The following is a 271-nucleotide window of genomic DNA, read 5'->3' on the forward strand; positions in this document are numbered from 1 at the left end:
GTGTGTGAGTATGTGCTTGCCGATGCGCGCCTGCTCGCTCGTGCCCCAGCCAATCTGACCAATGAGGCCGCCGCCTGTTTGCCTGTGGTGGCGCTGACGGCGATGGAAATATTCCAGCGTTTGCGACCCTCGTCAGACAGTCAATTGCTGGTGCTGGGAGGGCTTGGTGGTGTTGGCCGCATGGTCTTGCAGCTGGCGTTGCATCAAGGGTTAACCGTGACTGCCACGGCAGGTAGTTCCGAACGACTGGATATCTTGCGTACCATGGGCG

Annotated in this window: 1 pseudogene; it reads left to right on the forward strand. The window is 59.8% G+C overall.

From position 1 onward, the window contains the following. A pseudogene (locus tag Q4563_RS19980) lies at positions 1–271 on the forward strand (quinone oxidoreductase); the annotation flags it as partial.

The organism is Gilvimarinus sp. 1_MG-2023 (assembly GCF_030548285.1).